This is a genomic window from Burkholderia sp. GW821-FHT14F03, assembly GCF_058803765.1.
On record NZ_JBXAPG010000018.1, the window covers coordinates 37320 to 58187 of the forward strand.

The 20868-nt window shown below is 65.7% G+C and carries 18 protein-coding genes; 9 read left to right on the plus strand and 9 right to left on the minus strand.

Annotated features, from left to right (window positions below; all coding sequences use genetic code 11):
- The first annotated feature begins 728 nt into the window (after positions 1-728).
- Positions 729-1391 carry a ParA family partition ATPase gene (parA, locus tag AC1RQF_RS14265; protein ID WP_252982703.1) on the plus strand — a complete coding sequence of 221 codons (663 nt, stop codon included), beginning with the start codon at positions 729-731 and terminating at the stop codon, positions 1389-1391.
- Between the two features lie 24 nt (positions 1392-1415).
- Positions 1416-2477, plus strand: coding sequence for a ParB/RepB/Spo0J family partition protein (locus AC1RQF_RS14270; RefSeq protein ID WP_492872295.1), 1062 nt, complete (start codon positions 1416-1418; stop codon positions 2475-2477).
- Positions 2478-2568: 91 nt separating this feature from the next.
- Here the strand turns inward: AC1RQF_RS14270 and AC1RQF_RS14275 are convergent, their stop codons facing one another.
- Positions 2569-3939 carry a replication initiation protein gene (locus tag AC1RQF_RS14275; RefSeq protein ID WP_273997176.1) on the minus strand — a complete coding sequence of 457 codons (1371 nt, stop codon included), beginning with the start codon at positions 3937-3939 and terminating at the stop codon, positions 2569-2571.
- Between the two features lie 1809 nt (positions 3940-5748).
- Between AC1RQF_RS14275 and AC1RQF_RS14280 the strand changes: the two genes are divergently transcribed.
- The gene (locus AC1RQF_RS14280) at positions 5749-6933 is read left to right on the plus strand and encodes a DNA-binding protein (protein ID WP_273997175.1); all 1185 of its coding nucleotides are present in this window, start codon (positions 5749-5751) and stop codon (positions 6931-6933) included.
- Between the two features lie 97 nt (positions 6934-7030).
- Here AC1RQF_RS14280 and AC1RQF_RS14285 read toward each other — a convergent pair whose 3' ends face one another.
- Positions 7031-8062 carry a tyrosine-type recombinase/integrase gene (locus AC1RQF_RS14285; protein WP_492872332.1) on the minus strand — a complete coding sequence of 344 codons (1032 nt, stop codon included), beginning with the start codon at positions 8060-8062 and terminating at the stop codon, positions 7031-7033.
- A gap of 216 nt (positions 8063-8278) precedes the next feature.
- Here AC1RQF_RS14285 and AC1RQF_RS14290 point away from each other — a divergent pair, with 216 nt between their 5' ends.
- Positions 8279-9694, plus strand: coding sequence for a DUF2252 domain-containing protein (locus AC1RQF_RS14290; RefSeq protein ID WP_273997174.1), 1416 nt, complete (start codon positions 8279-8281; stop codon positions 9692-9694).
- 48 nt (positions 9695-9742) lie between these two features.
- Here AC1RQF_RS14290 and AC1RQF_RS14295 read toward each other — a convergent pair whose 3' ends face one another.
- On the minus strand, positions 9743-10117 hold the full coding sequence (locus AC1RQF_RS14295; protein ID WP_492872296.1) for a DUF2471 family protein: 375 nt from the start codon (positions 10115-10117) through the stop codon (positions 9743-9745).
- 78 nt (positions 10118-10195) lie between these two features.
- The gene (locus tag AC1RQF_RS14300; protein ID WP_273997172.1) at positions 10196-10798 is read right to left on the minus strand and encodes a helix-turn-helix domain-containing protein; all 603 of its coding nucleotides are present in this window, start codon (positions 10796-10798) and stop codon (positions 10196-10198) included.
- Between the two features lie 164 nt (positions 10799-10962).
- Here AC1RQF_RS14300 and AC1RQF_RS14305 point away from each other — a divergent pair, with 164 nt between their 5' ends.
- On the plus strand, positions 10963-12162 hold the full coding sequence (locus AC1RQF_RS14305; protein ID WP_492872297.1) for a glycine C-acetyltransferase: 1200 nt from the start codon (positions 10963-10965) through the stop codon (positions 12160-12162).
- Positions 12163-12174: 12 nt separating this feature from the next.
- Positions 12175-13203, plus strand: a complete 1029-nt coding sequence (gene tdh, locus AC1RQF_RS14310) for an L-threonine 3-dehydrogenase (protein ID WP_252982711.1) — start codon at positions 12175-12177, stop codon at positions 13201-13203.
- 51 nt (positions 13204-13254) lie between these two features.
- Here the strand turns inward: tdh and kdpA are convergent, their stop codons facing one another.
- The 3 genes from kdpA to AC1RQF_RS14325 form a co-directional block, all read right to left on the minus strand.
- Positions 13255-15063, minus strand: a complete 1809-nt coding sequence (kdpA, locus tag AC1RQF_RS14315; RefSeq protein ID WP_273997170.1) for a potassium-transporting ATPase subunit KdpA — start codon at positions 15061-15063, stop codon at positions 13255-13257.
- 140 nt (positions 15064-15203) lie between these two features.
- A complete protein-coding gene (locus AC1RQF_RS14320; protein ID WP_273997169.1) occupies positions 15204-15599 on the minus strand; it encodes a hypothetical protein in 396 nt (131 codons plus the stop codon).
- The gene (locus AC1RQF_RS14325) at positions 15596-16231 is read right to left on the minus strand and encodes a GNAT family N-acetyltransferase (RefSeq protein ID WP_492872298.1); all 636 of its coding nucleotides are present in this window, start codon (positions 16229-16231) and stop codon (positions 15596-15598) included. The genes AC1RQF_RS14320 and AC1RQF_RS14325 overlap by 4 nt, the downstream gene beginning before the upstream one ends.
- A 203-nt stretch (positions 16232-16434) precedes the next feature.
- Between AC1RQF_RS14325 and AC1RQF_RS14330 the strand changes: the two genes are divergently transcribed.
- Entirely contained in the window at positions 16435-17061 is a 627-nt protein-coding gene (locus tag AC1RQF_RS14330) for a TetR/AcrR family transcriptional regulator (RefSeq protein WP_273997167.1), read from the plus strand.
- A 118-nt stretch (positions 17062-17179) separates the two neighbouring features.
- Positions 17180-17659: a nuclear transport factor 2 family protein gene (locus AC1RQF_RS14335; protein WP_273997166.1), complete on the plus strand. Its 480-nt coding sequence runs from the start codon at positions 17180-17182 to the stop codon at positions 17657-17659.
- A gap of 7 nt (positions 17660-17666) precedes the next feature.
- On the opposite strand, the gene AC1RQF_RS14340 is transcribed toward AC1RQF_RS14335, so the two are convergent.
- Together AC1RQF_RS14340 and AC1RQF_RS14345 are read right to left on the minus strand one after the other, a co-directional pair.
- Positions 17667-18659: a M14 family metallopeptidase gene (locus AC1RQF_RS14340; RefSeq protein ID WP_492872299.1), complete on the minus strand. Its 993-nt coding sequence runs from the start codon at positions 18657-18659 to the stop codon at positions 17667-17669.
- Between the two features lie 45 nt (positions 18660-18704).
- Positions 18705-19790, minus strand: coding sequence for a tartrate dehydrogenase (locus AC1RQF_RS14345; RefSeq protein WP_273997164.1), 1086 nt, complete (start codon positions 19788-19790; stop codon positions 18705-18707).
- 126 nt (positions 19791-19916) lie between these two features.
- Between AC1RQF_RS14345 and AC1RQF_RS14350 the strand changes: the two genes are divergently transcribed.
- Entirely contained in the window at positions 19917-20834 is a 918-nt protein-coding gene (locus tag AC1RQF_RS14350) for a LysR substrate-binding domain-containing protein (RefSeq protein WP_273997163.1), read from the plus strand.
- The last annotated feature ends 34 nt before the right edge of the window (positions 20835-20868 follow it).

Consider the following 20868-nt stretch of genomic DNA (forward strand, 5'->3'; position numbering starts at 1 on the left):
GTGCCGTGCCGTGCCGTGCCGTGCCGTGCCGTGCCGTGCCGTGCCGTGCCGTGCCGTGCCGTGCCGTGCCGTGCCGTGGTTGAGCCGTTGAGCCGTTGAGCCGTTGAGCCGTTGAGCCGTTGAGCCGTTGAGCCGTTGAGCCGTTGAGCCGTTGAGCCCGTGTAGCCGTAAGCCCGGATGATCTATTTGGGAGGAGGGCGGCTTCGTTGGCATTGACTTACCAGGTCCGCTTTCAGCTGAAGAGGGCAGAGGGCGCGCCCGTTCATCGATCAAGCGCGTCCACCAAGCTTTATGCGCATAAAGCTCGAGGCTGCCCCAACAACCTGCTTAACCGGACATCCCGTAGACGTCGCGCCGTCACCAGCCCTTGCGCCTCATCGCGGATCTCTGCCACGTAGCCGGACTTCCGCCCAAATCGCGAGCCATCGAAAGGCCCTCGACAAATACATGAGCCCTATGGATATGCACCTACCACCGGGCACCGCACTGGCTTTATGCGCATAACCCAACCTAGCGATGCCTATCTCGAATTGCGCCAGCACCGCACCTCGCCCCTGACCGAAAAGTGCCCTGCTCGCAGTACCCCAACCCTTCCACTCAAACCCCGCCCGAGCTTTATGCGCATAAATGCTCTGCCGAACGGCCAATCCGTAGTCCGTTCACCACATATTCGTTGAAATAAAAAAATCGTCCTGTAAAATTCCTACGATCAAAAACAGGAGTGTAAATTGGCAGCGGAAATCATTGCAGTCACTCAGCAGAAGGGTGGTGTCGGCAAAAGCACCATTGCCATGCATCTCGGCGCCGCCTTCCATGAAAAAGGTCGACGCGTGCTGGTCATCGACGCCGACGGTCAAAATACCCTCGTCCACTGGTCCAGCGCTTCCGCCGATACCGATACCGGCATCCCGTTCCCCGTCGTCAACCTCGCCGAAGCCGGCGGCCAGATCCACCGCGAGATCAAGAAGTTCATCAACGACTACGACATCATCGTGGTCGATTGCCCCCCCTCGATCACCGAAAAGGTCTCCGGCGTCGTCCTACTGGCCGCGACGGTCGCGGTCATCCCGACCTCGTCATCGCCTGCCGACTACTGGTCGAGCGTCGGCCTCGTGAAGCTGATCCAGCAGGCGCAAGTCATGAACGAAGACCTGCGCGCCGTGTTCCTGCTCAACAAGACCGAGGAAAAACGCATGCTGACGCGCGAGCTGAAGCGTGCACTGGAAGAACTCGGCTTCCCGCTCCTCAAGACCCAGATCCCGACGCGCGAGGCCTACAAGCAGGCCATGGCGCTCGGGCAAACCGTCCTGCAGATGAACGATCGCGGCGCCAAGCTCGCCGCGGCGGAAATCCGCGCATGCGCCGACGAAATCGTCGCCATGCTGCCCTGACTTTATGCGCATAAAGGACCCTGAATGAAACCCTCCCAATTCGCCAAAGGCTTCCAAGCGCGTCCCGACATCACCACGAGCGAGAAGCGCACCGCGCTCGACCGGCTCAACGCGATCGACGGCATCGTCAAATCCGACGCCGCGCCCGCGGCGCCCGCCGCGAAGTCCGCGAAAAAGGACATCCCTGTCACCATCGTGGAAACGCCGCCGGCGGAATCCGTCGACGAGTCGAACCAGTACCACGCCTGGCGCATCGCGAACCACTATCAGGCGGGGCAGGTCATCGAGCTGCCGCTCAAGACGATCAAGCCGAGCCCGTTCAATCCGCGCCACTTCTACCTGAAGTCGTCGATCGCGGAACTGGCGGTCAATCTCGCCAAGCAAGGCCAGCAGCAGGCCATCCACGTGATTCCCGATTACGACAATCCGGGCACGTACTTCGTCAGCGACGGTGGCCGCCGGGTCCGGGCATTGAAGGAAGCCAACAAGGAAACGGTCAAGGCCATCGTCATCGATCTGCCGATCGGCCTGCAGAGCTACAAGCTCGGCTACGACCTGAACGTCCAGCGCGATTCGCAGACCGTGTTCGACAACGCCGTCGTATGGAAGCGTTTTCTCGACGACAAGTATTTCCAGAGCCAGAAGGAACTGGCCGAGCATCTCGGCCTCGATGAATCGACCGTTGCGGTCGCGCTGTCGATCGGCAAGCTGCCGGAAACGGTCATGCAGGAGATGGTCGCGCGCCCCGATCGCTTCGGCTCGAACATGGCGTACCAGGTCGGCCGCTATCACGTGGCGCGCGGCACCGACGCGACGCTGCGCCTGATCCACAAGATCCTGTCCGACGATCTGAGCACGCGGCAGGTAGCCGATATCGTCAAGGGGCGAGCCACGGCACAGGAAAACGCCAAGCCCGCGGGCCGGCAGCGCTATGCGCAGCGGCACGAGATCAAGCTCGGCGGGGTATCGGTGGGGGATCTGAAGTCCTACGGCGAGGACCGCCTCGAGCTGCGCCTGCGCGGCCTGACGCGGGACAAGCGCGACGAGATCCTGCAGCAGCTCGAGCGGATGCTGTTGTCGAACTGATCCGTGTCGGTGGGGCAGGCGGAAAACAAATCGGGGCCCATCAGGGCCCCGATTGCTTTTCAGGTGTGCGACTCGCGCACACCGCGCTCGACTAAGCGGCGCGCGACTGGCTGAGCGTGAAGGCGAGCAGGTCGCCGTCCGTCGGTTCGCCCCAGGTCTTCTGCGCGAGCCAGTCGAAGAAGGCCGTCTCGGTCAGCTTGGAATCAAGGCCGCGCCGGCGCCAGTCATCGCGCAGGTGAGAACCGAGCGCGGGCAGCACGTCCGCCTCGAACGACTCGCGGGCCACTTCCCGTTCCGCGTCACCTTGCTCTTCGTACAGCGCCTTCGCCTCCTTGCGGCGATACGCATCGTACTCGCCACGCAACCGCGCCTTCGGATCGTCCTGCTGCACGCCGGCCGCCGCGCCCTTGCCGGCCGCACCGGCGCTCGGCAGCGCCTCGACGGAATCGACGGGCGGCGCATAACCTTTCTTGAGCGCGTCCTTGAACAAGGCGGCGGCGCTGCGCACGGGCGGCAGCGTCGTGCTGCGCATCCGTTGCTCGGTCATCTGCAGCGCGGCGCGAATGCGATTCTCCTCGCTGTCCGCGTACAGCGTCTGCGCTTCCTTGAGCGGAATGCCGATCTTCACCATCCGGTCGACCAGCGTGCTGTCGAACACGTTCGGATGTTCGTCGAGCGCGAGCATCGGCTGCTTGCGCTCCGATACGCGGAACTGGATCTCCGCGACGCGACGCCCTTCGCGATGCTCGATCAGTTCGACGAAGATATTGGTCACCGCATTCACTTCGGCGATCGCGGGCCGCAGGTAGTCCCGCTTGAAATACTTGTACTCGCGCTTCGCTTCGTCGCCGGCCTCGGTGTCGGGCGTGCCCGACAGGATCGGCCGCCACCATTCCCACGGCTCGCGCATCGTCAGATGGCTCGGGTTGGTCAGATAGCGCACGCAGATCTCGTACAGCGCCAAGCCGGCGCTGCTGCGCAGCTGGCTCTGGAACTGGAGGCTCAGACGCGCATACTGGACCGGGTCGAGCAGCTTCTTCTTGATCTTGGGCGCGAAAGAAAATTCGACCCAGACACGTCGCGTGGCTGGGTCTTCGAGAATTTCCGCATCGGCGATCAGGGTGGAGATCCCCCACTTGCGCCCGGGCTTCTGGCTTGACGTCCCGGTGCTCCATTCGACCTGCACCGACACCATCCGCCTCAGGTGCTCCTTGACGAGCGCGGTGTCATTGGAATCGAATGCCGAGTTCGCCACGATGTCCGACAACAGCGCGCGATAGGTATCGCCGGAATCGTCGGCCTGTTGCGCGACCGCAAGCAGCACGTTGAACAACTTGCGGGTCAGGAGGGTGATCTTGCCGTTCTTGGGCTGGATCGCGATGGCCTCGACGGCCTTCCGCAATTCGGCTGAGCTGGCACTCACCACATCCACATCGGTCTTCTTGGCGCGCTTCGTTGCCATGCTTCGGGTCGGAGGAGAAGGTTCCCCGAAGCATAGCGCCTGTGGTGAAGCACGTCTATAACGAGATGCTCACCGTATCGGGTGAAGCGCCGCGCCAAATCACAGCTCACCCGATTACTCTCCCGTAAAGGCTCACCGGACAAAAAAACCTCGAAAACCCGATGCGCCTTTCTGGCTGTGGGGCCCGCAGCATATGGGCTTGCGCGGCAACATGCAAGAGTTGCCGCACAGATTTCCCGTATCGTCTCACCTTAAATCGATGTCGTGATTTTGCGACTCGAAGCCCGTTTTCGGCCCGCCCACGCACGGTGATGTTTTATTCGCCGATTTCCTCCCCGGATCGATACGCCCTTGGCGGCCTTCCTGTGCGCGCGCAGCAATCCTCCCCCTCTGCCGCACACGCAAAGACGCCAGAGCGCCAAAAACGACGCGCAAGCGCGGGATTGAGGGCATTTTTACCCCCCGGCATCCCGCCTCGATGCCACACATTTTCCGCGTCATCCGCCTAAATCCCGAACATGCTCACCAGTGAGCGGGTGAAAGAGAACGGTGCGGAGACGGCTCAGTATTGCCGCACGGGCAACCAATGTGCAGCAACTCCCGAAAACGCTCACCTTTGATGGAATTCATGCGGCCCGAACATCGGTTTTGACGCTCCCGAAAACCCTCACCTCAGCCTTTCTGATAAAAAAAACTCAATGTAGTCAGTCGCTTAAGTGATGTTGCTGAAGCATGGCCTGAAGCAAGCAGGCCCCGAATTCCCTCACCTTTGACCAACGGTCGATACCTGGCGGAACACAGTCCCACTCCCGAAAAGCTTCACCTTTGCTGATTTTTCGCCTCGAAAACGGCGACCCAGGCCCAGTATTGGCGGGCTTTTCCGGGCAAGTAGACACTCACTCCTCCTGAAAAGCTTCACCTTGAGCAAATTTTGGGCATTTCCGGGCTCCCGAAAAACCTCACCTCAAGATTCTTTACCCTGCCCTGCGCAAAATCCCGAAAATACTCACCTTTGCCTGGGATTCCGACCACGCCTCCCCAATACGGATCCCGAAAAACCTCACCTCAGCAACCCAACCCCCTTCCCCGAAGCCCACAGCGGGCGGGCTTTCCCGGAAATCCTCACAGTCATTACCGCTGGAATCCCGATAAATCTCACCGATGCCTCCCAATTGCTTAAAAGAAGGGCAGAATTCGCTGTGCACCGGCCTCCCGAAAAGCTTCACCTAGGCTGATTTCGCTGTGTCGGGCACAGTTTCGGCCTGGCGGGGCTTCACCCGTGCTGCAGCCCCGAAAAGTCTCACCTTTGCGGAATTCCGCTGTGCAGGCGGCTCCCGAATCCGCTCACGACCTTTCCCGCAGGCACTCACGCTCGCCCCTGAACCCCATCACTTCGCGTCCTGCAAAATGTCACCATGACTCCCGTAAAGCTTCACCTCACTGTCCGGAATCCCTTGCTGGTAAAGCGTTTGCCGTGGCGTTAACGTTTTTAACAAGGGTTCAAGGGTGTTTACTTTCTAATACTCTCTAGCGCCCTCCCGCGAGTTTTCCACAACACCCCAACACCCTCACCCACCGCTATGTGAAACAACGTGGTAGATTCCAGGAACGGCTGAAAGTCTTTCCAAAACAATCAGTTACCCGCTATTCTTAGATTTGTTTCACGGATATTCGAGCCAGCAGCAGCCAGATGCAACACTTGAAGCGCCAAAGAGCGCCATGTCGGCAAAAGCGCAACAGACCCTTCAAAAGGGTAGAGAAAAATACGTGTTTCGTTATGATTGATACATTTCAATCGTCCCGGCCATCATGACGCTCGACGAAATACGCCAATCCATCCGCGACGAACTCGATGCTCTGCGCACAGCGGGTGCACGCCGGCAGGATCTGTCCCTGCATGCCTGCAAGCGCTTGTTCTTCGATCTGGGCATCCGACCATCCGCTGCCAACGTCCGCGATCTCACCCAGACCGGCAGTGCCAGCGATATTCCGAAAGACATCGACCATTTCTGGGAACGGATCCGCTCCGCCTCCCGCATCAGGCTCGATGGCGCCGCGCTTCCGAAAGGACTGGAGGAAAAAGCAGGCAGTCTGCTCGGTGCGCTTTATGAAGAAGCGCTGAAAGCCGCCCGGCACAGCCTGGACGACGAGCGCCGGGAATCCGAAGCCACCTTGGCGGCAGCCGATCAGCGCTGCCGGGATGCACAGATTCGCCAGGAAACGCTCGAGGCCGCGCTGCACAAGAGCGAGGCTCGCATCGAGCAGCTCCAGGCGCGGTTGACCGATGCCGAAATCCAGCGCGCCTCTGCATCGACACAGGATTTCGCGCAGCAGCATTCCCTGCAGGAATCGGTGCAGCGTCTGCAAAGCGACAACTCACTGCTGAATCAGCGTCTCGACGCCGAACAGACCCAGAACGCGGCATTGCGCGAGCGGCTCGACACGCTGCACATGGAACTGCGCGAGCGCACCGAGCACTATGCGCAGCAGATCAAGGATGCGGTTGCGGAAGCCGAACGCCGTGTGAAACCCATGCTGGTCGAGCTGGACTCGTTGCGCAGCATGGCGGCGACCTATCAGTCCGGGCTGCGCGACGTGAATCGGAAGGAATTCGATTTCCTGCAGCAGCTGAGCGCGGCCAAGGCCCGGGCGGACCGGCTCGACGAGCAATTGCGCAGCCAGGGCGACGAACTGGCCGAGCTGGCGAAGGAAGCCGACGCGCTACGGGCGAATCCGGGCATGACGCCCGAGTTGGCCGTGTTGGTGATGCGTCTTGCGGAAACCGGCCAACTCGACCCCGCGGCGTTCGGTGCGATTGGAACGATGCTCGATACGCACGTGACGCTGCCGGCCCACTGCCCGAAATGCGAGGACGGGGAGCCGGAGTTGTCGTGCAGCGACGAGGGTTATGAATTGCTGTGTCCCGAATGCGAACATGCATCGGGGCCGGTAGCGTCTCGTTTCGAGGCGGTGACCCGTTTTGGTCGCGTCTGACGGCGCGTCGGCGCGTCGGCGCGACGTTTTCCCGGCACAGGTGAGACGATCCGGGATCTTAAAGGTGAGCTTTTTCAGGAGCTGAAAATAGCCGGATTCAGGCTGTGCCGGGCTCTGTGGAACGCATTTCCTCTGATACCGGGCTCGTATTTTGTCGTTCCGTCTGCCAGTTCTTCCAGGCTCGATGCAGACGATGCGATGAAACGGGCTGCATGAATCCGAGCCAGCCGCCGACCCGCTCCGGATCGACCCCATTCTCGAACAACTCGGCCGCATAGGTGTTGCGCAGGGTTTGCGGACTGGCCCGCGCACTGCGCGACGAGGCGATGTCGGCCGTTTCGATGATGGCGTCGACCGCTCGCAGCATCGTGGCCTTGTGCATGGGCCGGCCGTTCAGCGAGGCGGGGAAGACGAGGTCGCCCGGTATCCGGCTGCGGCGCCGCTCCGCCAGCCACGCGTCGAATAGCGCGATCGCGAATGACGCGACGTGGGTTTCCCTCACGCTATCGGGCTGCGATGCATGAACCGTCAGCATGGTGGCATCCGATTTTATGCAACTAATCGTTAATGACCGTGCTTCGCCGGTTTTCAGTCCCGCGCCGAGAAATGCCGCGACGAGCGCGCGATCGCGGCGCTCCTTCCAGTGAGCGCCGCCGCCGGTGGGCAAGGGCGAGAACAGGCAGGTGAGCAACGCGGCGCGTTCGACCGGCGCGAGGAAGCCGGTCGGATCGTTGTCGCGCGCGCTGCGCCAGCTTGCTTCGCCATCCTGAGCAATGAAGCGGGCCGGATTGGTCGAGCCGTATTCGCTGCGGCGGACGTGATCGAGCACGCGTTCGATCAGGCGAAGATAGCGGATGCGCTGGGTTTTCTTGATCGGCAGTTCACCGACGAACAGGGCGATCGATTGGGTATCCACCGTGGCGAGATCCTGCCGCTGTTCTCCCAGCCATGCGAGGAATGCACCCCACTGCGCGCGGTAAACGTCGGCGGACGAACGGCGGAATTCCTGGGTAGCGAGCCAGGCGTCGAACGCGGCGTCCGGCTGTGTCGTCCAATCGGCGGGACGCTGGTCGAACAGGTCGGGGGCGCTGGTGGGCGCGAGGGGTGTCGAAGGGGGAGGCGTCGACATTTCAATATTTCCGTTAGTTGCGATCAATGATAGTGCGTCGGCTGCGCTCAATAAAGCGTTTCGTGCCTCGGCGAGGGCCCGCATTTACTTCGCCTGACCCTTTTCGTATGCTCGATGAGCGCCCGCCGCGTGACGCCCGATGCCTCGCGCGTCACGCGGCGCGCCGCTCGGGCGGCCCGGGTGGACGGGCGCCCGCGTCGATTCGAGGAGGCGGACATGAAGCACACGGTGACCGTGGCGGAACGCCAGGCCCAGGGGCGTGCGGTGCGCGCGACGACGCCGCGCCGGACCCATGCGCAGGTCGGGCGGACGGAGCGCGACCCGCTGGCATTGCTCGAACTCAGCAGCGCAGGCCGGGTCGCGGCACTTGTGCCGCTGCGTTATGGCCGGATGCTGGCCTCGCCGTTCGCGTTTTTCCGAGGCAGCGCGATCATTCAGGCGCACGATCTGGCCGGCACGCCCGACAGCGGCCTGCGTTTCCAGATCTGCGGCGATTGCCACCTGATGAACTTCGGCGGCTTCGCCACGCCGGAGCGCGACTTGCTGTTCGACCTGAACGATTTCGACGAAACCGCGCCTGGGCCGTGGGAGTGGGATCTGAAACGGCTGGTCGCGAGTTTCGCCATCGCCGCCCGCCAACTGGGGCACGGCGACGCGTTCGCCGCCGAACTGGCCTACCGCGCGGCGCGAACCTACCAGTATCGAATCGCCGAATACGCGCAGATGGGCGTGCTCGACCTTTGGTACGAGCGCATCACGTTCGACCGGATGATCGAATCGGCCGGCACCGACGTGCTGCGCGAGCGGATCCGGCGCGGGATCGAGCGCGCATCGCGCCGCACGCATGAAACGGTGCTGCCGAAGCTGGCGTCGCTCGAGCACGGCACCTGGCGGATCCGCGATGCGCCGCCCGCGGTGTTCCATGTGTTCGGCAGGACCACGCTGTTCGGCCCGGAGGACGACTGGATGGGGCTCGGCGACTGGGCGACGCTGATCCAGCCGATCTACCGCGACTACCTGGGCTCGCTCGCGCCCGATCGCGCCGCGCTGCTGTCGCACTTCCGGATGCACGACCTCGCGTTCAAGGTGGTCGGCGTGGGCAGCGTTGGCACGCGCTGCCTGATCCTGCTGCTGACCGATCCGCAGGACGGGCCGCTGTTCCTGCAATTCAAGGAGGCGTCGCAGTCGGTCGTGTCGAGGTTCGTGCGGAGCCGCGGCCCCAGGCACGACGGCCATCGCGTCGTGGCGGGCCAGCGCCTGATGCAGGCCGCGAGCGATCCGTTCCTCGGCTGGACGAGCGGCCCGTTCGGCCGGCCGATCTACGGCCGGCAATTGCGCGACATGAAGATTTCCGCGCAACTGGAGCTGTTCGACCGCGACACGTTCCGCCACTACGCGCAGCTGTGCGGCTGGACGCTTGCGCGCGCGCATGCGAAGGCCGGCGGGTGTGCGCCGCAGATCGCGGGTTATGCCGGCAAGGGCGAGCGGCTCGCGGAGGCGCTCGCCCGCTATGCGATGGCCTATGCGGACCAGATCGAACGCGACTACGAGATTTTTCGCCGCGCCTGCCGAAGCGGCCGGCTCGAGGCCCGCACCGAGGCCGACATGGCGGCCGATTTCGGCATCGGCTGACGTACGCGCGACGCCGGCCGGCCGGCGGGAACCGGCGCCCGGCGGCATCTAGCCGCCCCACGCGCGTGCGGCGCGTTTGCCGCGGGTGGGCGGTGGCCCCGCGTGCGGACGGGCGGCGGCCTCGTAGGCCGCGACGGCGAACGAGAATACCGCGGGCAGGGCGTTCGAGCGGCCGAAATCGATCAGGTCGTCGGTTTCGGGGAAATGCATCTCCGGCGGCCGCTCGAACAGGCAGCGCAGCATCGGATCGTGCCGGCTCGCAAAGCCGAGATCCGCCAGCGCCTCGGCCTCGATCGCGTGCAGCAGCCGCCACGTGAGCGGCACCTGCTGGCGAATGTAGCGTCCCGCCACGTGGCGGACGATCGTCTCCATATCGTGCGCCGCAGCCTTGAAGCTGAGCGCGGCCAAATCCTGTTCGGTCATCGCGGGCTCCTGTTTCACGTATACTGTACAAATATACAGTGATGCGCGCAACTGGCCGTTTTGCCAGGATGCCCCGCGTCAGCGGTGGATCACGATCAGCAGCGCCTTTGCCTCGCCCTTGCCGACGTTGCGGATCGCATGCGGCGCGTCGGCCGCGTAGCGCGCGGTGTCGCCCGCCTTCATGCGCCGGGTCACGCCCGCCGCTTCCACTTCAAGCGAGCCGTTCAGCACCGTCAGGTGCTCGCGCGTGCCGGGCTCGTGCGCGTTCGACACCAGCGCGCCCTGCGCGGCCAGCGTTAGTTCGTACCATTCGAACTTGCCGGCGAGCTCGATCGGACCCCATACCCGCAGCTGGTATTGCGCATCGTGGCCTGCGAGCGTCGGGATGTCGTGCGGGCCGTCGACGCGGATCGTCTCGGGCGCCTTCGGCTGCGCGAACAACTCGTCGAGGCTGATGCCGAGCGCATTGGTGAGCCGCCACGCGACCGCGATCGTCGGATTTGCCTTGTCCCGCTCGATTTCCGACAGCATCGATTTCGACACCCCGGCCGCACGCGACAGGTCGTCGAGCGTCAGCTTGCGCTCGGTGCGCAGGCGCTGGATCTGCTCGCCGACGCGCGGCGGCGTCGCGGCGGCGGGCGCGGAATCCGACGGGCGCCGTGATCCGGTGGAGCTTGCCATTTGATTTCCGTTCGCTTAGAGTTGTTCGGTATTTCGAATTTCAGTTCGAAATACCAGAAATATACGATAAATCTAACGGCCGACTATATCAGGAGCAGGCTGCTTCGCCGACGTCACGAGCGCGGCGGGGCGTGCGGCCTGCGGCCATGTCAGGAGTTTTTGCGATGCGTGATGCCTTTCTTGCCCGGGTGCGCGAGACGCTCGACCAGATCCGCGCGGACGGTTTCTACAAGACCGAGCGCGAGATCGCGAGCCCGCAGGCCGCCGACGTGCGGCTCGCCGACGGCGCGCCGGTACTCAATTTCTGCGCGAACAACTACCTGGGGCTCGCGAACGACGCGCGCCTCGTCGCCGCCGCCCAGGCAGGGCTCGAGCGCGACGGGTTCGGGATGGCGTCGGTGCGCTTCATCTGTGGCACCCAGACCGTGCACAAGAAACTGGAACGCGCGTTGTCGGCGTTCCTCGGCACCGACGACACGATCCTCTATTCGAGCTGCTTCGACGCGAACGGCGGCCTGTTCGAAACGCTGCTCGACGAGCAGGACGCGATCATCAGCGACGAGCTGAACCACGCGAGCATCATCGACGGCGTGCGCCTGTCGAAGGCGAAGCGCTTCCGCTACCGCAACAACGACCTCGCCGATCTCGAGGCGAAGCTGCGCGAGGCGGACGCCGCCGGCGCGCGCTTCAAGCTGATCGCGACCGATGGCGTGTTCTCGATGGACGGCATCATCGCGGACCTGAAAGGCATCTGCGACCTGGCCGACCGCTACGGCGCGCTCGTCATGGTCGACGATTCGCACGCGGTCGGCTTCATCGGCGCGCATGGCCGGGGCACGCCCGAGCACTGCGGCGTCGAGGGGCGCATCGACATCATCACCGGCACGCTCGGCAAGGCGCTGGGCGGCGCGTCGGGCGGCTACGTGGCCGCCCGACGCGAGATCGTCGAATTGCTGCGCCAGCGCTCGCGGCCGTACCTGTTCTCCAACACGCTGACGCCGAGCATCGCCGAGGCTTCGCTCAAGGTGCTCGAACTGCTTGCGAGCGACGAAGGCGCGCGCCTGCGCGAGCGGGTGCGCGCGAACGGCGCGCGGTTCCGCGAGCGGATGAGCGCGGCGGGCTTCACGCTGGTGCCGGGCGAGCACCCGATCATCCCGGTGATGCTCGGCGATGCGCAGGTCGCGACCCGCATGGCGGATGCGCTGCTGAAGGAAGGCGTCTACGTGATCGGCTTCTCGTTCCCGGTCGTGCCGCGCGGTCGCGCGCGCATCCGCACCCAGATGAGCGCCGCGCATACGCCTGAACAGATCGACCGGACGGTCGACGCGTTCGTGAAGGTCGGCCGCTCGCTCGGCATCATCTGACGGAGGCGCGACATGAAGGCACTCGCCAAGCTGGAACGCGCCCCGGGCCTGACGCTCACGCGCGTGAAGAAGCCGGAGGTCGGCCACAACGACGTCCTGATCAAGATCCACCGCACCGCGATCTGCGGCACCGACATCCATATCTGGAAGTGGGACGACTGGGCGCAGAAGACAATCCCGGTGCCGATGCACGTCGGGCATGAATATGTCGGCGAAATCGTCGAGATGGGCCAGGAGGTGCGCGGCTTCGAGATCGGCGATCGCGTCTCGGGCGAAGGGCACATCACGTGCGGTTTCTGTCGCAACTGTCGCGCCGGGCGTCGCCACCTGTGCCGCAACACGGTCGGGGTCGGCGTGAACCGCGAGGGCGCGTTCGCCGAGTATCTGGCGATTCCGGCGTTCAATGCGTTCAAGATTCCGCCCGAGATCTCCGACGACCTCGCCGCGATCTTCGATCCGTTCGGCAATGCGACTCATACCGCGCTGTCGTTCAACCTCGTCGGCGAGGACGTGCTGATCACGGGCGCGGGACCGATCGGCGTGATGGCGGTGGCGATCGCGAAGCACGTCGGCGCGCGCAATGTCGTGATCACCGACATCAACGACTATCGCCTCGACCTCGCGCGCAAGATGGGCGCGACGCGCGCGGTGAACGTCACGCGCGAGTCGCTGCGCGACGTGATGAGCGATCTGCACATGACGGAAGGGTTCGACGTGGGCCTCGAAATGTCCGGCGTGCCGAGCGCGTTCACGAGCCTGCTGGAGTCGATGAACCACGGCGGCAAGGTCGCGCTGCTCGGCATCCCGCCCGCGCAGACCGCGATCGACTGGAACCAGGTGATCTTCAAGGGCCTGGAAATCAAGGGCATCTACGGTCGCGAGATGTTCGAGACCTGGTACAAGATGGTCGCGATGCTGCAAAGCGGGCTCGACCTGTCGCCGATCCTCACCCACCGCTTCCCGGTCGACGACTTCGAAAAAGGCTTCGCCGCGATGCTGTCGGGCGAAAGCGGCAAGGTGATCCTCGACTGGACCGTTTGAGTCCGGCGCGACGCGGGTGGGCCTTGCGCCGCGCCGGCGCCGCGGCCCGCTTCAGCGCGCGCCGAGCATCGTCAGCTGCTCGACGATCGGGCCGAGCGCGAGCGCGGGCAGATAGGTCAGCGCGGCCGTCAGCAGGATCGTGCCGATCAAGAATCCGATGAACAGCGGGCCGTGGGTCGGCAGCGTGCCGGCGCCGGCCGTGCGTCGCGCCTTAGGCGCGAGCGAGCCGGCCAGTGCGAGCACCGGCACGATCACCGCGAAGCGGCCGAACCACATCGCCGCCGCCAGCATCGCGTTGTAGTAGCCGGTGTTCGCCGCAAGTCCGGCGAATGCGCTGCCGTTGTTGTTGGCGGCCGACGAGAACGCATACAGGATCTCGCTCAGCCCGTGCGCGCCGGGATTGCCGACGCCGGCGAGGCCCGCGGGCAGCAGCACCGACAGCGCGGTGCCGACGAGCACGAGGAGCGGCGTCGCGAGCAGCGCGATCGCGACCATCTTCATGTCGAACGCCTCGATCTTCTTGCCGAGGTATTCCGGCGCGCGGCCGATCATCAGGCCCGCCAGGAAAACCGCGAGCAGCGCATGCACCAGCATGCCGAACAGGCCCGAGCCCGGGCCGCCGAACACCACCTCGCCCGTCTGCATCAGCAGCATCGGCGCGAGGCCGCCGAGCGGCGTGAACGAATCGTGCATCGCGTTGACCGCGCCGTCGCCGCTGCCGGTGGTCACGGTCGCGTACAGCGCCGACGACACGATGCCGAAGCGCGTCTCCTTGCCTTCCATGTTGCCGCCGGGATTCAGCGCGGACGCCTGCGCATCGATGCCCGGCGCGCCGAGCTGCGCGCTGCCCGCCTGTTCCGCGTGGATCGTCGCGGCGGCCAGCACGACGAGGATCGCGAGCATCGCCGCGTAGATCGCCCAGCCTTGTCGACGGTCGTCGACCATTTCGCCGAAGGTGTAGCAGAGCCCGGCCGGGATCAGCACGAGCGCGATCATCTGCAGGAAGTCGGACAGCGGCGTCGGGTTCTCGTACGGATGCGCCGAGTTCGCGTTGAAGAAACCGCCGCCGTCGCCGCTCAGCACCTTGATCGATTCCTGCGACGCGACGGGCCCCATCGGCAGGACCTGCGTGCGCCGCGTGTCGGTCTGCACGAGCGGCCGGCCGGCGGCGTCGCGCAGCGGCGCGCCGTGCGCGTCGAGCCGGGGCGTTTGCCAGCTGACGGCCTGGACGGTCGAGACGGTGCGATAGTCGGCGAAGTTCTGCAGCGTGCCCTGCGAGATGAACGCAGCCGCGAACAGCGCGGACAGCGGCACGAGGATGTAGAGCGTCGCGCGCGTCAGGTCGGCCCACGGGTTGCCGACGGTGCGCGCGCCGCGCTGCGCGAATGCGCGGATCAGCGCGAACAGCACGGCGATGCCGGTGGCCGCGGACAGGAAGCTCTGCACGGCGATGCCGAGCATCTGGCTCAGGTAGCTGAGGGTGGTTTCGCCCGCGTAGCCCTGCCAACTGGTGTTGCTGGCGAAGCTGACCGCGGTGTTGAACGCCGTATCGGCGGAGACGGCCGCGAGGGCCTGGGGATTGAGCGGCAGCGCCCCTTGCAGGCGCTGCAGCGCGTACAACACGAGTGCGCCCAGCAGGTTGAACGACAGCACGACGACCGCATACTGCTTCCAACTCGCGCCCTGGTCGGGGTCGACGCCCGCCGCGCGGTAGATCCAGCGTTCGACCACGCGGCCTGTTCGGAGCGGCCCGGGCGGATCGCCTTCCGCGATGCGCGCCATGTAAAGCCCGAGCGGCTTGACGAGCAGCGTCAGCACGACGACGAAACATCCCAGTTGCAGGACTGCGTTGAACCCCATCGATGACATTCCCCTGTTGGCTTGCCCCCGGGTTCAGGCCGGAGGATGACATTTCCATTGCAGCGCATCGGAAGTCATTTCGCGGGAAAAAATCGGGCCGTTCGCGTAAACACACCGTCAAATCTGGCGCGCCGCGCGCGTCACGCGTCGAGGAGGTGCGGATTCAGTTCGAGGTGCAGGATCACGAGCCAGCGCTTCGGGCAGGCGGCGTCGACGAGCGGTGCGCGATGGCGCGCGCACGGCGCGCCGAGCTGGTCGTTCGCCTTCGCCTCACGGTATGCGCGCCGCGCGTCGGCCTGCAGCCAGTAGCTGACGAGCGCGCAGCTGACGAAGTTGAACAGCAGCGCCGCGCCCTCGTCGGCCCCGTGGTCGCCGAGGCCCGCGCAGTAGCGGAACGCGAGGGTCAGCAACTGGCCCATGCCGAGCGTGACGAGCACGATCCTGGCGATGCCGCGCAGGCGCAGCGCCGCCTGCATGCGGGCCTGGTGCGGATCGGTATCGGGCGAAGGGGGGCGGCGGCGGTCTTCGGGTTTCATGCGGCGCGGCTGTAGGGTGTGTGGGCCAGCGTGAGCTGGCGCGACCAGGCGGCGAGCGACGGCGCGGCCATCGCGGGCTTGCTGAGGATCGCGCTGTCGTAGCCCTTGCCGGCGAAGTGGATCACGTCGACGAGGCGAAAGTCCTGCCGCGTGTAGAAGTCGATCAGGTGCGCGGCCGGCTGCGGCGTATCGAGCGCGAGGCGCGTATAGCCGCGCGTCGCGGCCCAGTGGCCGGCGAACGCGAGCATCGATTGGCCGATGCCCCGCCCCTGCCAGATCGGATCGACGCCGAGTTGGCGCACGCTCGCGACATTGGCGCGGCGGTACAGGTCGCAGGCCGATTCCGGATCGCGTCCGTAGAGCGTCATGGTCGCGACCAGATGGCCCTTGCAGACCGCGACGAAACAGTCGCCGGCCAGCGCGCGCTGGCGCGTGACGGCGGGCGGCTGGTCGACGCATGGACAGTTGAGCCCCATCTGGCCGAGGCGCGCGAACGCGCGGTGCAGCAGCGCGGTCAGCGTTTCATAACTGTCCTGGACCGGATCGAACCGGCGCAGCACGACTCGCCCGTCGACCTGCTTCGCGCAGGCGAAGTGCGCGGGTTGGCTCGCTGTCGTTCGTTGCTTTTGCATGACATCCCCCATCCCTCATCGGTTGCCCGAAGTGTAGGGAGGGGCGGCGGTTCGCTTCAAGAAAAAATGTCGTAAAAAATTGCCGGCCGCGCAGCGTTTGGCGAGGCGGCGCGCGGGTCGCGCGTTATTTCGCGACGGCGCGGGGAAACCCGTGCGCTGACAAGGTGATTGACAAGGGAGAATGATCGTTCTACCTTATGGGCATGGAACCCACGATCTCGACCGACGACACGTCGTCCTCTTCCTCCGGTGCGCGCGAACGGCTGCTCGATGCCGCCGAAACGCTGATCTATGCAGGCGGCATCCACGCGACGGGTGTCGATGCGATCGTCAAGCTGTCCGGCGCCGCGCGCAAGAGCTTCTACACGCATTTCGCTTCGAAGGAAGCGTTGGTCGCCGCCGCGCTCGAACGGCGCGATGTGCGCTGGATGACCTGGTTCGCCGCAGCGACGCTCAAGCGCGGCAAGACGCCGCGCGCCCGTCTGCTCGGCGTGTTCGACGTGCTGCGCGAGTGGTTCGTGCAGGCGGATTTCCACGGCTGCGCATTCCTGAACGCGTCAGGGGAAATCGCCGAGCCCGACGATCCGATTCGATTGGTCGCACGCATGCACAAGGCCCGTCTGCTTGCGTTCGTGCACGAGCAGTTCGATGCGCTCGCGGCGGCGGGCGGCATCGCGCGCCGGCAGGCCGAACCGCTCGCGCGTCAGTGGCTGGTGCTGATCGACGGCGCGATTGGCGTCGCGCTCGTCAGCGGCGATGCGTCGGCGGCGCACGACGCGCGCGCGGCGGCGGAGCGGCTGCTCGACGCGGTGGCGTCCGAGATGCGCTGAGCCAGGGCGGGCCGAACCGGGTCCGCTTCGTACCGAAGCAAAGAATTAGTTTTCCTGATCGGTCGGCCTGCGTCAGGCCGGCCGATGGATTGTCTCGTCCCTTCAACTGGAGAACATGATGTCCGAGTCTGCTGAAATCCGTCCCCCCGTGCCGCCGTTCACGCACGACACCGCGATCCAGAAAGTGCGCGCGGCCGAAGACGGCTGGAATACCCGCGATCCCGAGCGCGTGTCGCTCGCCTATACGCCGGACAGCACGTGGCGCAACCGCGCGGAGTTCGTGACGGGGCGCGCGGAAATCGTCGCGCTGCTGCGTCGCAAGTGGACGCGCGAGCTGGACTACCGGCTCATCAAGGAACTGTGGGCGGTGACGGAGAACCGGATCGCGGTGCGCTTCGCGTACGAATGGCGCGACGACGCAGGCAACTGGTTCCGCTCCTACGGCAACGAGAACTGGGCGTTCGATGCGAACGGCCTGATGGCGCATCGTCATGCATCCATCAACGACCTGCCGATCCGCGAATCCGAGCGCCTGTTCCATTGGCCGCTCGGGCGGCGGCCCGACGATCATCCGGGCCTGTCCGAACTGGGCCTGTGAAGGTGAGTCAGGCGCTCGGCGCGCGCTCACGTTCGAGCCGGCCGAGCCGGACGACCGTGACGCCGGGCCGCAACTGGCGCAGCGACGGCATGACGAGCACGCAGTCCGGGTAGGGCGTGCGCACCGGCTCGCCATCCGACCAGCCGATGAGCGCGCCCGCCTCGGCGAAATGCTCGAGGCCGGTGTACGGGCCGGCGAAACGGAAATCGGTGCTGCGCGCGACGATGGGTTCGGTCACCTGGACGATGCGCAGCGTCGGCGCGGGCGGCAGGAACCAGTCCGGTTGCAGGTCGTCGCGCGCGAGCGTGCCGGCGGCGACGAGAAAGCGCGCGGTGGCGTCGCGCGCAACCGCGACGGCTTGCGCTTCCCAGTGTTGGCCGCATTCGACGAGGAGCGCGTTGCGCGGGCTGGCGGGATCGCCGAACGCGCCGTAGTCGCGCATGCGCGTGCCCTCGGGATGGCCCGCGTCGCGGATCACGGTGGCGGGCGCGCCGACCCGCAGCGCCAGCTCGACGCCCTTGTCGAGCGGCCCGGCGAGCCCGAGCGGCGCGCTGCGTTCGTGCATCGAGTGCAAGTCGAGCAGCAGGTCGGCCGCGTCGACGAACGGCCGCAGCGCGCGGGCGCGCGCGAGTTCGACCGAGTCGCGCGACAGGTCGTCGAGCAGCGCGGGCGTCCACACCCGATTGAAATCCTGGTCGACGAAACGCGAGGCGTCCGGACTGCGCGGATCGAAGCGGCGATAGGCGGCGACGTTCGCGAACGACAGCATCAGCGTGCCGCGACGCGGACGCACGCGCCGCGTCAGCAGCGCATCGACGACGAGCGCGCCGCACACTTCGTTGCCGTGCGTGAGCGCATTGACGAGCACCGACGGCCCCGGCGCACCCGACTCGAAGCGATGGACATAATCGACGCCGGTGTTGCCGGATCGATGCGGTTCGAGGTCCGGAAAGGCGACCTCGATCGAATAGTGAGGGTTTTCGGGAGCCGGTGAGGTCATGGTGAGATTTTTCGGGAGCCGATGAAAATGGGCGGCGCGGGCCGCTCAGGCCAGCAGCCGCGCGACGATCGCGTCGCCGACTTCGCGCGTGGTGGCGTGCCCGCCCAGGTCGCCGGGGTGCGGTCCGTCGCGCAGCACCGCTTCGATCGCGCCGAGGATCGCGTCATGCGCGTCGCGCGCGGGGCCGGCGCCGTGACCGAGGAAGTCGAGCATCAGCGCGACCGACCAGATCATCGCGACCGGGTTCGCGATGCCGCGCCCCGCGATGTCCGGCGCGGAGCCGTGCACCGGCTCGAACAGCGACGGAAAGCGTCGCTCCGGATTCAGGTTGGCGGACGGCGCGATGCCGATCGTGCCGGTGCAGGCCGGGCCGAGGTCGGACAGGATGTCGCCGAACAGGTTCGAGGCGACCACCACGTCGAAACGGTCGGGCTGCATCACGAAGCGCGCGCACAGGATGTCGATGTGCTGCTTGTCCCAGGCGACGTCGGGGAAGTGCGCGGCCATCTCCGCGGCGCGCGCGTCCCACCACGGCATGCTGATCGCGATGCCGTTGCTCTTCGTCGCGACCGTCAGGCGTTTCGCGCGGCGCCGTGCCAGCTCGAAGGCGAACTTCATGACGCGCTCGGTGCCGTGTCGCGTGAATACCGATTGCTGGACCACGAATTCGCGCTCGGTGCCCTCGAACATCGCGCCGCCCACCGCCGAGTATTCGCCCTCGGTGTTCTCGCGCACGATCATGAAATCGATGTCGCCCGCGCGCCGGCCCGCGAGCGGGCACGGCACGCCATCGAACAGGCGCGCGGGGCGCAGGTTGATGTACTGGTCGAACTCGCGGCGGAAACGGATCAGCGAGCCCCACAGCGACACGTGGTCGGGCACCGTCGCGGGCCAGCCGACCGCACCGAACAGGATTGCGTCCTGGTGCGCGAGCTGCGGCTTCCAGTCGGCGGGCATCATCTGGCCGTGTTGCGTGTAGTAGTCGCAGCTGGCCCATTCGATCGGCGTGAGATCGAAGCGCAGCCCGAAGCGCTGCGTGATCGCGTCGAGCACGCGCAGTCCCTCGGGCATCACTTCCCGGCCGATGCCGTCGCCGGGGATGACGGCGATCTTGTACGCGTGCGCGTTCATGCGTTTCTCCTGTGGATGCGGAATGGAACGCGCGCCGCCGACCCGGGCCGGGCACGCATGCTGGCATTTTATTTATTTCCAGCGGGATTAGAATCGGCCATCCGGTTAATCGACTTTTCACACATCGTGAACAAAGCCCCGAATCTCGACGACCTGCGCGTGTTCAGCGTGGTGGTGCGACTCGCCAGCTTCAGCGCGGCCGCCGAGCAACTGGGCGTGTCGCCCGCGTACGTGAGCAAGCGCATCGCCCTGCTCGAAACGCAGCTCGGCACGCGGCTGCTGCATCGCTCGACGCGCCGCGTCGCGGTGACCGACGCGGGCGAGCGGGTCTATGCGTGGGCGGACAAGATCCTCGACGACGTCGATCATCTCGTCGAGGATGTGTCGACCACCCGCAGCGTGCCGCGCGGCACGCTGCGCATCTCCAGCAGCTTCGGGTTCGGGCGGCTCGTGGTCGCGCCCGCGCTGCTCGATTTCAGCGCGCGCTATCCGCAATTGAATGTCCGGCTCGATCTGTTCGACCGGCTCGTCGACGTCGCAGGCGAAGGTTTTGATCTCGATATCCGGATCGGCGACGAGATCGCCGAACACCTGATCGCGAAGCGGCTCGCCGCCAATCAGCGGGTGCTGTGCGCGTCGCCCGACTATCTCGCGCGGCACGGCACGCCGCGCCAGCTCGCGGATCTTGCCGCGCACCAGTGTCTCGCGATCAAGGAGCGCGACCACCCGTTCGGCGTGTGGCGCCTGACGATGCGCGGCGAGACCGTGAGCGTGAAGGTGGGCGGCGCGCTGTCGACCAATCATGGCGAGGTCGCCGTGCAGTGGGCGCTGGCCGGGCGCGGCATCGTGCTGCGTTCGATGTGGGAGGCGGCGCCGTTGCTCGCGAGCGGTGCGCTGCAGCGCGTGCTGCCCGACGCGAGCCAGCCCGCGCCTATCTGGGCCGTGTATCCGGCGCGGCTCGCGTCGTCGGCGAAGGTGCGCGTGTGCGTCGATTTCCTCGCGGATGCGTTTGCGCACTGGAACGACGCGGAGCCGGCGCGTTAGCGGCCATGCCGGGCGTCATGCGTCACGAGACGCG

What these genes read in the sequence shown, in the direction of transcription:
- AC1RQF_RS14345 (WP_273997164.1), bottom strand. Translation starts at nt 19,790, where the DNA reads ATGAACGCGCACGCGTACAAGATCGCCGTCATCCCCGGCGACGGCATC.
- AC1RQF_RS14290 (WP_273997174.1), top strand. Translation starts at nt 8,279, where the DNA reads ATGAAGCACACGGTGACCGTGGCGGAACGCCAGGCCCAGGGGCGTGCG.
- AC1RQF_RS14335 (WP_273997166.1), top strand. Translation starts at nt 17,180, where the DNA reads ATGTCCGAGTCTGCTGAAATCCGTCCCCCCGTGCCGCCGTTCACGCAC.
- AC1RQF_RS14305 (WP_492872297.1), top strand. Translation starts at nt 10,963, where the DNA reads ATGCGTGATGCCTTTCTTGCCCGGGTGCGCGAGACGCTCGACCAGATC.
- AC1RQF_RS14270 (WP_492872295.1), top strand. Translation starts at nt 1,416, where the DNA reads ATGAAACCCTCCCAATTCGCCAAAGGCTTCCAAGCGCGTCCCGACATC.
- AC1RQF_RS14340 (WP_492872299.1), bottom strand. Translation starts at nt 18,659, where the DNA reads ATGACCTCACCGGCTCCCGAAAACCCTCACTATTCGATCGAGGTCGCC.
- AC1RQF_RS14300 (WP_273997172.1), bottom strand. Translation starts at nt 10,798, where the DNA reads ATGGCAAGCTCCACCGGATCACGGCGCCCGTCGGATTCCGCGCCCGCC.
- AC1RQF_RS14295 (WP_492872296.1), bottom strand. Translation starts at nt 10,117, where the DNA reads ATGACCGAACAGGATTTGGCCGCGCTCAGCTTCAAGGCTGCGGCGCAC.
- AC1RQF_RS14280 (WP_273997175.1), top strand. Translation starts at nt 5,749, where the DNA reads ATGACGCTCGACGAAATACGCCAATCCATCCGCGACGAACTCGATGCT.
- AC1RQF_RS14320 (WP_273997169.1), bottom strand. Translation starts at nt 15,599, where the DNA reads ATGAAACCCGAAGACCGCCGCCGCCCCCCTTCGCCCGATACCGATCCG.
- kdpA (WP_273997170.1), bottom strand. Translation starts at nt 15,063, where the DNA reads ATGGGGTTCAACGCAGTCCTGCAACTGGGATGTTTCGTCGTCGTGCTG.
- AC1RQF_RS14330 (WP_273997167.1), top strand. Translation starts at nt 16,435, where the DNA reads ATGGAACCCACGATCTCGACCGACGACACGTCGTCCTCTTCCTCCGGT.
- AC1RQF_RS14325 (WP_492872298.1), bottom strand. Translation starts at nt 16,231, where the DNA reads ATGCAAAAGCAACGAACGACAGCGAGCCAACCCGCGCACTTCGCCTGC.
- AC1RQF_RS14285 (WP_492872332.1), bottom strand. Translation starts at nt 8,062, where the DNA reads ATGTCGACGCCTCCCCCTTCGACACCCCTCGCGCCCACCAGCGCCCCC.
- tdh (WP_252982711.1), top strand. Translation starts at nt 12,175, where the DNA reads ATGAAGGCACTCGCCAAGCTGGAACGCGCCCCGGGCCTGACGCTCACG.
- AC1RQF_RS14275 (WP_273997176.1), bottom strand. Translation starts at nt 3,939, where the DNA reads ATGGCAACGAAGCGCGCCAAGAAGACCGATGTGGATGTGGTGAGTGCC.